Origin of the sequence: Aquimarina aquimarini, from assembly GCF_900299535.1 — a bacterium.
GTDB lineage: Bacteria > Bacteroidota > Bacteroidia > Flavobacteriales > Flavobacteriaceae > Aquimarina > Aquimarina aquimarini.
The window spans coordinates 1-13,383 of the sequence record NZ_OMKE01000014.1; the positions used below are offsets into that span (position 1 = coordinate 1).

Annotated in this window: 11 protein-coding genes; 7 read left to right on the plus strand and 4 right to left on the minus strand. The window is 30.9% G+C overall.

The features are described from left to right. Positions 1-287: 287 nt before the first annotated feature. The 3 genes from DG508_RS08235 to DG508_RS08245 form a co-directional block, all read right to left on the minus strand. Entirely contained in the window at positions 288-587 is a 300-nt protein-coding gene (locus tag DG508_RS08235) for a phage repressor protein (protein ID WP_108867693.1), read from the minus strand. Positions 588-846: 259 nt separating this feature from the next. Beyond that, the gene (locus tag DG508_RS08240; protein ID WP_328515271.1) at positions 847-1,050 is read right to left on the minus strand and encodes a CHAT domain-containing protein; all 204 of its coding nucleotides are present in this window, start codon (positions 1,048-1,050) and stop codon (positions 847-849) included. A gap of 33 nt (positions 1,051-1,083) precedes the next feature. After that, complete coding sequence (locus DG508_RS08245; protein ID WP_108867695.1) at positions 1,084-1,764, minus strand: tellurite resistance TerB family protein; 681 nt, start codon at positions 1,762-1,764, stop codon at positions 1,084-1,086. Positions 1,765-2,211: 447 nt separating this feature from the next. Between DG508_RS08245 and DG508_RS08250 the strand changes: the two genes are divergently transcribed. The 6 genes from DG508_RS08250 (at position 2,212) to DG508_RS08275 (ending at position 9,170) form a co-directional block, all read left to right on the plus strand. Beyond that, positions 2,212-2,613, plus strand: coding sequence for a hypothetical protein (locus DG508_RS08250; RefSeq protein ID WP_108867696.1), 402 nt, complete (start codon positions 2,212-2,214; stop codon positions 2,611-2,613). 241 nt (positions 2,614-2,854) lie between these two features. Continuing rightward, positions 2,855-3,586, plus strand: coding sequence for a LytR/AlgR family response regulator transcription factor (locus DG508_RS08255; RefSeq protein ID WP_108867697.1), 732 nt, complete (start codon positions 2,855-2,857; stop codon positions 3,584-3,586). A gap of 88 nt (positions 3,587-3,674) precedes the next feature. After that, positions 3,675-5,525 (plus strand): tetratricopeptide repeat-containing sensor histidine kinase, encoded by a 1,851-nt coding sequence (locus tag DG508_RS08260; RefSeq protein WP_159090759.1) that lies wholly within the window; start codon positions 3,675-3,677, stop codon positions 5,523-5,525. Between the two features lie 140 nt (positions 5,526-5,665). Continuing rightward, the gene (locus DG508_RS08265; RefSeq protein WP_108867699.1) at positions 5,666-6,847 is read left to right on the plus strand and encodes a hypothetical protein; all 1,182 of its coding nucleotides are present in this window, start codon (positions 5,666-5,668) and stop codon (positions 6,845-6,847) included. 297 nt (positions 6,848-7,144) lie between these two features. Continuing rightward, positions 7,145-8,311 carry a hypothetical protein gene (locus tag DG508_RS08270; protein WP_108867700.1) on the plus strand — a complete coding sequence of 389 codons (1,167 nt, stop codon included), beginning with the start codon at positions 7,145-7,147 and terminating at the stop codon, positions 8,309-8,311. 487 nt (positions 8,312-8,798) lie between these two features. Next, a complete protein-coding gene (locus DG508_RS08275; protein WP_108867701.1) occupies positions 8,799-9,170 on the plus strand; it encodes a hypothetical protein in 372 nt (123 codons plus the stop codon). 128 nt (positions 9,171-9,298) lie between these two features. Here the strand turns inward: DG508_RS08275 and DG508_RS08280 are convergent, their stop codons facing one another. Then, on the minus strand, positions 9,299-10,348 hold the full coding sequence (locus DG508_RS08280; protein ID WP_108867702.1) for an endonuclease/exonuclease/phosphatase family protein: 1,050 nt from the start codon (positions 10,346-10,348) through the stop codon (positions 9,299-9,301). A 133-nt stretch (positions 10,349-10,481) separates the two neighbouring features. Between DG508_RS08280 and DG508_RS08285 the strand changes: the two genes are divergently transcribed. After that, on the plus strand, positions 10,482-13,370 hold the full coding sequence (locus tag DG508_RS08285; RefSeq protein WP_108867703.1) for a TonB-dependent receptor: 2,889 nt from the start codon (positions 10,482-10,484) through the stop codon (positions 13,368-13,370). Positions 13,371-13,383 lie beyond the last annotated feature (13 nt).

Consider the following 13,383-nt stretch of genomic DNA (forward strand, 5'->3'; position numbering starts at 1 on the left):
AATAGCTACCATTGGTATAACTTCTATACGGATATCCTTTGTATCTACCAGTTGCGGTAATTAGATAGCTGGGATTGTATATACCAGCTTTATAATATTGATAAGAAGAATAATCAGTAAATTGAGTTTAACAACCAAAGTTTATCCTGTCAGTTTAGTTGGTATTTGTAGTATATTTTCTACAAAACTGAATTTGTTGTGGCTAACATTCGTTTTTGTAGTTTTTTATAAAAAACTCATAGAATCATAAATGTATATAAACAAAAAAAGCGCTTTTAGCGCTACTTCTATGACATTGGTAATATTTCTATTACTTTTCCATATACATTTTTGGTCCAGCCATTAAGGCGACCTCGGTTATTACCGATTAGTAATCCTCTTTTCACATTTTTTCCTTTGACCAAATGTGTAAAACAGTTACCCCTTACTTTACAAAAAACAATATCTCCTGCTTTGCAATCTTCCCATTTTACAGGTTCTAAAACGACAGGTTGTTTTGATTTTAATAAAGGTAACATAGAATTACCTGGTTCTTTGGAGACAATCGTCTCGCCATTCAATAGTTTTTGAATTTTCCAATTCATCATATATAGTTTTTAAAAATTAAACTTAAATTCAAAAACTATGGAGTATGGTTACATAAAGAACTTATGCAAAAGTAAGTAATTTACTTTAACTATCAATATTCTCTAATCATGCCTATTCTGAAAACACAATTCTAATGATCAATTGTATTGGTTTTCTTTCTATACCAAAAAAGTCCTGTTGATAGAATAATCAATCCTGCTATTCCCAAAATCCAGTACAATCTAGTATTGTCTATAAACGGAATAGGCGCTGTATCTCCTACCAAATAAAATCCTGCCCAAAAGGGGCTGTTCTATTGATATTGGCAGTTGCCAGATATTCTAATTTGGCTTGTTGTAATGCCTTGCCTTTACTCATCCCTGATTTGAGGTTTTTATAGAAATACCGCATCAACTCTGGAGTCGTTTGATCAGAAACCTCCCAACCAGTAAGTACGGCTATGCAAATAATTCGAAACAGGATAAAGCACTAAAGCAATGTCGCTTTCTGTGTCTATTAATTCATTTGTTCTTTTTTTATTTTGGTCATATCCTTTCTCTTTAGCTTATCGATTAAGGTATGGTACATATCTTTTGGTAATCCACAAGCAATTAAGTATTCTTTCATAAGATCTTCTTCTTCTTTCTCTATCGAACCATCTGCCAGAAGCACTACAGCTGCCTGTGCCAAAATATTGATCAATGCCTCTGAGGATAATTGACTACGTGCCTCATTAAGAAAATTAAACACCTGATTATTCTGATTCCCATTTTCTTTTACATCTTGATGTATTACCATTAAATCATCTTTTATTTCAGAAAAGCCTTCGATAGCATCCATAATTTCACGTTCCTCTTCTTTTGCAAAGTCACCATCAATAATAGACATATGTGTCATTGATGCTACTAGCGCTTTGGCAAAAACTAGTTTTGCATGTTTCTGATTCTCTTTAATTTCTTCTTGTGAGCGTTGTAATACTGTTTTTATACCTTCATTATAGGCACTTTTACAACTATCACATTCATAAAAACGATCTACCACATCCAAGGGAATTATTGGAATAAAAAACAAGGTAAACCATCTGCGATATAACTTATTTTCTAAATTTCCATTATTACAATTTGGGCATGAATTTGATAAAACAGGACTTTCACTCACCGTGTGTTTGAGTCCTCTTGTTCCGAAGATGATAAACATAACTGTATATTTTATTGATTTAGGGGGATATTAAATATACTATAATATTCTAAAAAACCTAATTTATAACCTCTTATATAAGAAAACACTCGTGATTTCCTTCAATATTCATTTTGCAAAATCATACGGTTTAGAAGTTTTTATACTAATCTAACTGTGAGGTAGTGAGTATTATATTATTAACCTCTGATCTTATTCCTTTTTTTGAGTAAAATTTATGTTAGAAATAATACTTATAGAGTATCTTTCTTTTTATCAAGCTGTTATAGGTTGTATATTTTTACAAAAATTCATGGCACGCTTTTTGGTTTTTATCAAATAAATTGAGTATTTTGACTCGATGTTTTTAAGGTTATTTTAACAATAAAATAAATTTTATCTCGTTGTAATAACCAAATATGATTAACCTATAAATTTTTTAATACATTATTATTTAACCCAAACGTTATGAAAAAATTATTTCTACTTTTATTTATGCTAGGTGCTGGATTATCTACCCAAGCCCAAACTCAAAACTGGGAAGGACTTCATATACTTCATAAAGATGAATTATACCCTCTTGCAAAAGATATTAGTGAACTTACAGACAAAGTAATTGCCAATGGTAATGTGATTTCTATAGTAAAAGATAATGGAACTACATCTTTAGTAAAAGAACTGGATAAATCTGTTCCTATTGAATTCTACAACTATAAATTGCTTACATCTACAGGAAGAGAACTTAAATTAGATGACTTGATGATGGCTAACAAAGTAGTAAACAAGTTTTTTGATGTCTTAAGGCGAGTAAAAGAAAATGAGTCTGCCGATACTAAACAAGAGATTGAAGACATCCTTAATAGCCTATAAAAGCTAATTATTTATAAAATATAAAAAAGAGCAATCAAATTAAGATTGCTCTTTTTTTATACAGAATCTTTTCGCTTTTTATTTTATAACAAAAAGTTGCTGTAAATCAAAAACATAACAACATAAACCCACTAAAAAAACGCTTTTATTAATGCTATTAAGTAGTATTGTTTTCTATATATAGCATTTCTAAAGTATATTTTAAATAGCTTTGTAGTAACAGTTAAGAGGGATAATTTTTATGATGAAAAACAAAAAAGTGTTAATCGTCGAAGATGAATTTTCGATAGCCTTAGATATTAAAATTAGCTTAGAAAAAATTGATTATTTGGTAGTCGGTATTGCTGATAGTTATGAGGAAGCGATGAAATACACTGCAGAGACCACACCAGATATTATTGTGATGGATGTCAATATTTCTGGAAAAAAAAATGGCATTGATACTGCAGAAGAAATCTATCATAAATATAAAACTCCAGTTGTTTTTCTTACTGCTTATGGAGATAACCATACATTTGCAGAAGCATTACAATCTAAACCTTTTGGCTTTCTACTAAAACCTTTTAAAATAAAAGAATTATCTTTTGCCCTACAAATTGCTCTACAAAAACAACTTGAAAAAAAAGATAGTACTCCACACTCATCTGCTAGTAACAAACTGTCTGACTCATTATTTATAAAAGATAAATCACAGCTTACAAAAGTTATGATTGATGAAATTCTATGGGCAGAAGCAATGGATAACTACACACAGGTAATCACTAAAAACAAAAAAGTAGTTGTAAACATGTTTCTCAAAGAATTTTATGACAAAGTACCACAAGACAAATTCTTAAGAATTCACAGATCCTATATCGTTGCCTTAGAAAAAATTGATAAAATAGAAAATAGGTTCATATGTATTGGAGATAACACCATCCCAATTAGCAAAGCCTATAAAAATTTATTATTAGAACGCCTAGATGTTTTATAACATGAATACCCCCTTCTTTTTTTTGAAGAGATACTCTTATCTTTTACTCTTTTTTTTAAGTATTTCATTAATTGCTCAAACAGATAGTTTGACGCAAAAGTTAACAACAGCTTCTAAAAAAGAAAAAATAGAAATCTATCAAAAACTTGCACTCAGTCGAAGTTATACTGATCCCGAAAAAGCTACCGAATACGCACTAAAAGGACTAGAACTATTAAAAGACAAAAATTCTAAGGATGTTGGTTATTTTTATTTTATACTAGGTAAACTTTGTAATGGGCGATCAGAATACGAACAAGCATTATTCTATTACAATAGAACAATAGAGATTGCAAAAGGATTAGATTACGATTTAGGCATTGCAAGGACATATCAGAATATGGGGCTAGTGCATGTGCGGATAGGAGAATATGATAAAGCACTAGATTTCTATTTAAAAACTGCTGAGATCTACAAAAAGGAAAAAGAAAATAATCTTCTTGTGGGTATAATGAATAATATAGGCTCATTGTATTCCTGTAGGTTAAAAGACGATAAAAATGGCCTTCTGTATTATAATAAAGCACTGAAACTATCGCATGAAATTGATGACCCACAATACAGAACTGCTGTATTGATCAATATGGGAGAAATGTATATGCGTCAGAATAATTTTGAAAAGGCAAAAAAAACGATACAAGAATCTATTGGTATTGCAAAAAAATTAGATGATTACAACTCTCTTATGGCTGGATTGAGCAATCTATCTACAATAAGTATCCAAGAGAACAAATTAGAAGAAGCATTGGCATATACCAAAGAATCTCTAAAATTGAGAAAAAAAATTGGTCAAACATACGGTAATGCACCTGAATACCTTAGATTGGCTGAGATCTATGAAAAAATAGGGAATACCAAAGCTGCAATATCACACTATGATGAAGCATTGGCAATAGCTACAAAATCAAAAGCACTACCACAACTATCAAAAGTATATGAATCTCTTCATGACTATTATAGCAGACAAAAAAAATATAAAAAAGGATATGAGTATCTATTAAAATTTAATAAAGTCAAAGACTCTTTGTTTAATGAAAAAAAACATAACCAGATAAAAGAAATTCAAGCAAAATTTGATATTGAAAGCAAAGAAAAAGAAGTACAATTATTAACCAATGAAAACAAAATAAAAACATTGGAGAACAAGAGTCAACAAACGACTCAAATTGTATTACTAATTGGGTTAATTGGATTAACCATAATAGCATCAACGCTTTTTTATAGTTACAAAAACAAACAAAAGACTAATGGAATTCTAGAAGAAAAAAACAAGAAGATATCACAAACACTTAAAGATCGTGAGATATTATTAAAAGAGGTACATCACAGGGTAAAAAACAATTTACAAATTGTTTCAAGTCTGTTACGACTTCAACATAAATTTGGAGACCACAAAAGTTCTATAGAAATCATACAAGAAATACAAGATAAAATCCAAGCAATGGCTATTATACACGAGAGACTATATATGTCTAGTGATTTGTCTATGATTAATTTGGAAACCTATTTAGAGAACCTATTAATATATTTCAAAACCAGTTACGATCTTACAGAACAAAATATTACAATAAATACGGCTGTAGATCATATTAACCTTAATATGGATTACTTGGTTCCTTGTGGATTAATTGTAAATGAAATTATAGTCAATAGTATAAAATACGCTTTTCAAGAAGGTGCAAAAGGGCATATTAGTATCGAAGCCTCTCAAAACGAGAGTAAATGCACACTTACCATAAAAGATACAGGAGTTGGATTCCCTGAAGATTTCAAAATAGAAAACAGCCATTCTCTGGGTATGCAACTTATACAAGGATTGACAAAGCAAATAAAAGGCTCTGTTGAGATTGCATCTAATCCTGGAGCTTGTTATAAAATTGAATTCAATATAAACGCATAAAATCTATAAATTAAAGTATGCCTTACCCTTCTTTTTAATCCATTTACCAAATAAATAATACCGTACACCATATTAATTTAGAAACTGCACCTTAGTATCATATTTTTAGTTGATAAACTAATTTTAAGAAAAGGTAAACAATGATAAATATTTTTAAATTATTAAATATAGGAAGTGCGGTTCTTTCTATATTTCTTATGATTGGCTGTGACTCTATAGATGATGCCCCAATTTTAGACCCTACAAACCCAGATACGCCAGACACACCACCTGTGGCAGAAGTTGTACTAGAAGAAGCAAAACTCTCAGCTTTTCCTTTATTTGGTATAACAGCAATAAAAACAGAGATCATTGATCCAGAAATTGTAGAGAATAAAGAAACTAAGTTCGGAGAAATTAATATCACTGTAGCCGCAGAAACCTCTCTAGATGCAATAAGCGCAATGATAACATCTAAGGAACTTAACTTAAGTAAATTCAGCATTACGCCTGGTAACGACATAAAATTATCATACGTAGACGGAAAAACAAATCTATATACCATAAACAATGCTACTGATGACAAAGAAGAATTACTGCATTATACTGTGAGTATTACAAAAGAAGCTGTAATCGTGCCAGAAACATTAGAGCTAACAAGTTTTAAGTTTGAAAAAAGTAAAAACCCAAATTTGCCAAATGATATCGAAATTGCCAGAACTGTAGAGAATTTAGCAAACGATAAAATATATTTGTTTGTACCTGTAGGTACCGACTTCACAAACTTGGTTCCAACAATTACATACACTGGTACAACGCTACATTACCACGAAGGCCCTTTACGATCTTCTGTAGAAAAAATATATACTGAAAACACTAGTATGAATTTTAAGTATCCTAATTCTATTCTTCTTGAAATTAAAAATAAAAACAATGACAAATCAAAAACTATCAATGTCATTGTAGATGTAATTAACCCACTCAAAATAGAGGAAACCTTTTTTGACGTCTACCTGTCAGATGGAGTTTTAAGAGCAGACCATGTTATACAATGGACTAACCAAGGAAATCATTTGTTGGAATATGGAAAAGAATATACTCAAGAAAACCAAGACCCTGTAGGAATACATTATTTATTTGATTTTTATACAACTATGCCCTCAGGAGGATTAGCTCCAGGAGATAGTGACCATATAGTGGCAGCAATTGATTTCCCCTTAGACCACCCTCAAGGAGTTTATAAAACAACAGCTGTGTTTTATCCTAGAATAAAAGATAACGCAGAGATTGATGACCTATTAGAACCAGCTAGAATGGATGTTATTGCTCACTTTGTGTGGTAATAATCATTTTTTAGATTTTATCTAGAATATTGTCAAAAAAGTAGTACCCTAAAAAATATTTTTTAGGGTACTCTTATTTTTATCATATTTAAATGTTTTATATTAAAAAAAGACCAACTGTTTAAAAAAAAAGTTTTTCAAGAATTATAATCTCAATTATTTTCAAAAACAATGCTTATAAGCTCACCCCTTATTATAGCTTATTCACCAAATAAATAAGATAGCACACCATATTAATTTTAAAGAAATAAATCATTACAATACATTTGATCAATTAATCAGTTGAAAAGTAAAATAATGAAAAACATTTTTAAATCAATAAGTCTAGGAAGTGTTATCCTTTCCCTAAGCTTAATAATCAGTTGTGGTTCTGATGACGACAACTCTGGTATTTTACAACCAGAGCAGCCAGTTAATCTACAAGAAGCAAAACTCTCGGCTTTTCCTTTATTTGGTATAACAGCAATAAAAACAGAGATCATTGATCCAGAGATTGTAGAGAATAAAGAAACAAAACATGGTCAAATTAATATCACTGTAGCCGCAGAAGTTTCTTTAGATGCTATAAGTGCAATAATAACATCTGATGAGCTTAATTTGAGTAAATTCAGTATTGCACCTGGTAACGATACAAGATTATCATATGTAGACGGAAAAACAAATCTATATACCATAAATAATGCTACAGGTGATAAAGAAGAATTACTGCATTATACTGTGAGTATTACAAGAGAACCAGTAATTGTACCCGAAACATTAAAAATAACAAGCTTTAAGTTTGAAAAGAGTAAAAACCCAGGTTTGCCAAATGATATTGAAATTTCTAAAACTATAGAAGACCCAGGATTAGATAAAATATATTTATTTGTACCTGTAGGAACAGATTTTTCAAACTTAGTACCTACAATTACATATGATGGTTCAAAATTATATTATTACCAAAATAGCTCTCAATTACCAGGAGATGCTACTCAAGAATACCCAGCAGAGGGCATGAGTATAGATTTTAAATACCCTAATACATTTACTCTTGAGGTTAAAAATAAAGACAATGATCAATTTAAAACTACTGTTGTCATTGTAGATGTAATCAACCCAATCAAAACAGAAGTATCCTCTTTTACCATCACTGATATTCAAGAGGGAGCATCAGTAACGCATGTTATTACACAATGGACTAATCAAGGAAATCACCTGCTAGAGTATGGAAATGGAGATACCCAAGAAAATCAAGATCCTGTAACACCATCTAAAGTATTTATATTTAATAGATCTGTACCTGGTGGTGGAGGTTTAGCTCCAGGAGATAGTGCTAATATAAGTGTTACAATTAATGCTCGAGATTACCCCGCAGCAACTTATAAAACAACTGCCGTGTTTTATCCCAGAATAAAATATAACGCAGAGATTGATGACTTATTAGAGCCAGCTAGACTTGATGTTACTGCTGAGATTATTAAGTAATACCATTTTTGATACTTGAAGTTACTGTTTTTGGAGATTATTATTTTTTATCCAAAATAAACATACCTCGACATTATTTACAAAGTACCTTCTAGTTAGGGCATACTTATAAACCTAAATTATCTAATAAGGTTGATTAATCCATAAATAACCAATACATTTTTTCCCGGATTAATCATATCATTGATCAAAAAAAGAGGTGCACACGCACCTCTTTTTATATTCTTTCTTTTCTGACCAAGCAATGATAAACTCCTCTGGGGTAAACCCACAAAGTATTTGTTTGACACAAACCTTTAGTTTCTAAGCAATCTTTAGAGCATTAAAACTTCACTTAGTGAGTAGAACCCCATATTTCATCCCCCCTTTTTCAGGGTATAATAATTCACTATAAAGGGGGAACTATTACACCTTATATCATCATACTTTTGAAGTATCAAAAAGCACTTAGGTTTTGGTGATAACTACAAACTTTATAGAAAAACGTATGGCACTCAAAGAAAAAAGAACGACCACAGTATTTCAAGAAAATCATCAAGTATCAGGGCTTGATATTGCATTAGAAGTCTCATATCTAAAAGAATTTAAAACTAAATCTATAGCAGAAACTGTAAACTTTGCCTACCAAAACAAGTCTCATATTATTGTAGGAGTATCTCTAGCTAGTGGCTTATATCTAGAAGGTCATATTACAGATATCTCTCAAAAAGATCACCATGGCTATAACATATGTTTTGATCAACCACAAAACGGTCTTACCTATTTTTATCCCCAAAGCATTATTGCAATTACTATTAGACAATCTCTAGATTCAACATTATCTAATAAATATTCTACCAAAAGGCCGCTATATTGCTAAAGGCTTTTACCACCCTAAAATATAATTTCTAATACCAACAAAGTATTCATAATACCAACAATAGATTACTTGGTTTTTATTTATTTGTTTAAAAGGCATTAAAACATTGTATTTTAATGCCTTTTTGTTTATTTCTTTTCTTTGATAAGATAGATATATACAGCAAAATGATCGCTGTATCCATATGAATAGCTACCATTGGTATAACTTCTATACGGATATCCTTTGTATCTACCAGTTGCGGTAATTAGATAGCTGGGATTGTATATACCAGCTTTATAATATTGGTAAGAAGAATAATCAGAGGTTAAAAACTCTTTAGAGATAATAATTTGATCAAATAAACTCCATTGATCTCTCCAGGCAAGAGAGCCAATTCCTTTTTTTGCTAATTGCTCCATAGGATTATATAAGCCTTTGATTTCAACATCTTTTATGTGTTTTTTTGTTGCTAATATTTTTTTGATACTAGGACTATTTGGGGTATCATTTAGATCGCCCATAGTAATAATTTTTGCATATGGATCATCAGTAAACAAGGAGTCCATAATTTTTTTATTAAGTGCAGCAGCTTTTTCTCTTTTATATTGACTTCTTGTTTCTCCACCTCGTCTAGATGGCCAATGATTTACAATAACATGAATAAGATCACCATCAAGATAACCGCTTACCAATAGTTGATCTCTGGTATACAAACGTTTATTTGTGGTTTTATCATAAATAATGAGCTCATATTTTTGAGCTTTTTTTACTTTAAAAAAAGCTTTCTGATATAATAAGGCAACATCGATACCTCTACGATCAGGAGAATCAAAATGTACAATATCGTATCTATTAGAAACAAGGCTAGAATCAATAGTAAGATTCTCAAGCACTTTTCTGTTCTCTATTTCTGCAACACCAATTATGGCAGGAGCATTATTAGATACATCTGTACCTATTTTAGCAATGACTCTAGCCATATTCTTTATTTTGTGAGCATACAAATCATAAGTCCAACGATCTTTTCCTTTTGGAGTTCTATCATCATCAAAAGTCAAAGGGTCATCTTCTGGGTCAAAAAGGTTTTCAAGATTATAAAATGCTATTGTATGAACCTTATATTCCTTTCTTTTCTGCGAAAAGAGGAGCGTGGTGAACAAAAAAATAGGTAGTAAGTATTTGTTTTTTAGAATCATAATATTTTTTAATTACAAATATTAATTTTTAAAGTTTCAAAAAATGAAACTCAAATATTTTATACTTGCTTTTTATTAACAATGCAAATTCAAAATTTGAATTGCTCAAACCCATAATACAGTATCAATTAGTATGATTTATAATCTTTTTAATTCAAAAAATGTAGTTTTCTTTTTATTCTGCAGTTTTTCTGGGATTTATGCTCAACAGACCATAATAAAAGGAAGAGTTGTAGATGCTATTACAGAAGAAAAGCTAGAGAAAACAACACTATATCTTAAACACACGCATATCACCACCTATACAAATGCGATGGGCGAGTTTGATTTTAATACCTATAAACAGCTCCCTTTGGGAGAGCAAGTACTTATACTATCAAAAGAAGGATATATAACCAAATATTTTCCTGTAGTTATTAATGAAGGAGGTATTCTTGATCTGAAAAAAATAGACTTACAATATGATTTTAATAATAAGCAAGAACAGATAGGAACCATTAGTCTTTCTGATAATGAATTAAATGTAGATAACACGATTTCTTTTGGTGTCGCTGGATTACTTCAATCCACACGAGATGAATTTCTAAATGCCGCTGCTTTTGATTTTGGAACAACATTTTTTCGTCCAAGAGGACTAAAAAGTGAAAACGGAAAAGTAATGATCAATGGTATCCAAATGAATAAACTTACTACAGGAAGACCACAATGGAGTAACTGGGGAGGTTTGAATGATGTATTGCGTAATCAGGAGTTTTCTATAGGAATCTCTGAAAACGATTATACTTTTGGTGATCTACTGGGAACCTCTAATATAATTATGAGAGCCTCAAAGTATAGAAAAGGAGGTAGGTTATCGTATGCAACCTCCAATCGCAGTTATCAAGGAAGAGTAATAGGTACTTATCATACTGGAATTACAAAAAAAGGATGGGCATTTTCATTATCTCTATCCAGAAGATTTGGGGAAGAAGGTTTTATAGAAGGAACAAGGTATGATGCAAACTCTTTTTTTATTGCTATTGAAAAAAAACTAGGGAGTAAACACAGTATAAATATGACTAGTTTTTATACTCCAAACCGTAGAGGGAAATCTACAGCAATTACTAAAGAAGCGTATCGTATTAAAGGAAATACTTATAATCCTAATTGGGGATATCAGGATGGGGAAAAAAGAAATTCAAGAGAGAAAAAAATTGAAGAACCAATCTTGATGTTAAATCATTATTGGGATATTGCTAAGAATACAAGATTACAGACCAATATAGCTTTTCAAACTGGAAAAATAGCAAATAGTAGAATTGATACAGGAGGGAGTGATATCGTATTTCTAGGAAATAAACAGCAAACATATACAGGCAAAGGTAGAAGTGTAGCCACCAATCCAGTACACCCTAATAATATGCCAAGCTTTTTTTTACAAGAAGCAACTCCAACATCTCTAGAATATCAAAAAGCTTTTTTAGCTCAGAAAAAATTATTGAATGATGGGCAACTCAATTGGGCTAATTTGATACAAACGAATCAACAAAATAAACAACAAGGTAATAATGCAACTTATATTTTATATGAAGATAGAAGAGACGACACGCAATTAAGTGGCAACCTATTACTGAATAGCCAATTAAACCCTCGTTTTACTCTGAATACGGCGATTAATTATCAAAATTTAAAAAGCCAAAACTTTGCTGAGGTAACAGATCTTTTAGGAGGTGCCAGTTTTTTAGATATAGATGTATTTGCATTATCTGCAAAAGGATTCTCTCAGACCGAATTGGTAGATAGGGCACAAAGTGATTTACGAAATCCTGATCGTATTGTTAAGAAGGGAGATACATACGATTATAACTATGAGATTAATGCCTCTACAATCAATGGTTTTGTTCAGGGGCAATTTAAGTTTGATAGAATAAATTTTTTTCTAGGAGGAATGGTTTCTCAAACATCATATCAAAGAAATGGTCTTTTTGAAAACGGATATTTTCCTGGGAATGCTTCTTACGGAAAAAGTGATGTCTTAAATTTTATGAATTATGGAATAAAAGGAGGAGCAACATATGCTATCAATGGGCATCATTATATTAAATTTCACAGTGCATACTTTAATAAAGCACCAGTTATTCAAAATGCTTTTGCTAATGCAAGACAGAATAATATTACTGTGGCACAATTGATAGGAAAAGATCAGGAAAGGCAAAAAAATGAATCAATAGATATAAGTTATATTTTACGCTCTTCAAAAATAAGAGCTAGAATAACAGGGTATTATTCTAAAATTATGGATGATACTGATATTTCTTTCTTCTTTACAGAAGCTATTTCAGGATCAAACACTGGCTTTGTTCAAGAAATACTTACCGATATCGATAAAATTTATATAGGAACAGAGCTAGGGGTATCCTATCAAATTACACCTACAATAAAACTAAAAGGAGCAGGAGCAATGGGAAATTTTGTTTTTGATAGTAATCCTAATTTAACATTAACAAGTACCAGTGATGCATTTATCGATGTTCAAGGAATACAAGATTTTAGAAAATCGTCGCTCAAAGGATATCGCATTGCAGGAGGACCACAAAACGCAATGCAACTAGGTTTTGAATATCGTGACCCTAATTTTTGGTGGTTTGGTGCAACCTTAAATCATTTTTCTAACACCTTTATTAATATTAGTCCTTTTGCAAGAACAGCAAACTTTTATCAAGATATTGATGGATTACCTTTTAATGATTATGATGAGAATATTGCAAAAGATTTGCTAAGACAAGAACAATTCGAAGGTTATTTCTTGGTAAATGCAATAGGTGGAAAGTCGTGGAAAGTCAAAAAATATTATATAGGCTTTTTTGCTTCTGTAAATAATATTCTTAATCAGGAATATAGAACAGGTGGTTTTGAGCAATCCAGAAATGCTAACTACAGACTTGCATTAGCCGAATCACAACGTGATACTCCTATTCATGGGTCTAAGTATTTCTATGGACCAGGTATATCATACTATTTCAACATTTATCTAAGATTTTAATAATAGACAAATT

Excerpts from the sequence above, each read along its gene's own strand:
- DG508_RS08250 (WP_108867696.1), top strand. The coding sequence starts at position 2,212 with ATGAAAAAATTATTTCTACTTTTATTTATGCTAGGTGCTGGATTATCT.
- DG508_RS08280 (WP_108867702.1), bottom strand. The coding sequence starts at position 10,348 with ATGATTCTAAAAAACAAATACTTACTACCTATTTTTTTGTTCACCACG.
- DG508_RS08265 (WP_108867699.1), top strand. The coding sequence starts at position 5,666 with ATGATAAATATTTTTAAATTATTAAATATAGGAAGTGCGGTTCTTTCT.
- DG508_RS08255 (WP_108867697.1), top strand. The coding sequence starts at position 2,855 with ATGATGAAAAACAAAAAAGTGTTAATCGTCGAAGATGAATTTTCGATA.
- DG508_RS08270 (WP_108867700.1), top strand. The coding sequence starts at position 7,145 with ATGAAAAACATTTTTAAATCAATAAGTCTAGGAAGTGTTATCCTTTCC.
- DG508_RS08245 (WP_108867695.1), bottom strand. The coding sequence starts at position 1,764 with ATGTTTATCATCTTCGGAACAAGAGGACTCAAACACACGGTGAGTGAA.
- DG508_RS08285 (WP_108867703.1), top strand. The coding sequence starts at position 10,482 with ATGATTTATAATCTTTTTAATTCAAAAAATGTAGTTTTCTTTTTATTC.
- DG508_RS08235 (WP_108867693.1), bottom strand. The coding sequence starts at position 587 with ATGATGAATTGGAAAATTCAAAAACTATTGAATGGCGAGACGATTGTC.
- DG508_RS08275 (WP_108867701.1), top strand. The coding sequence starts at position 8,799 with ATGGCACTCAAAGAAAAAAGAACGACCACAGTATTTCAAGAAAATCAT.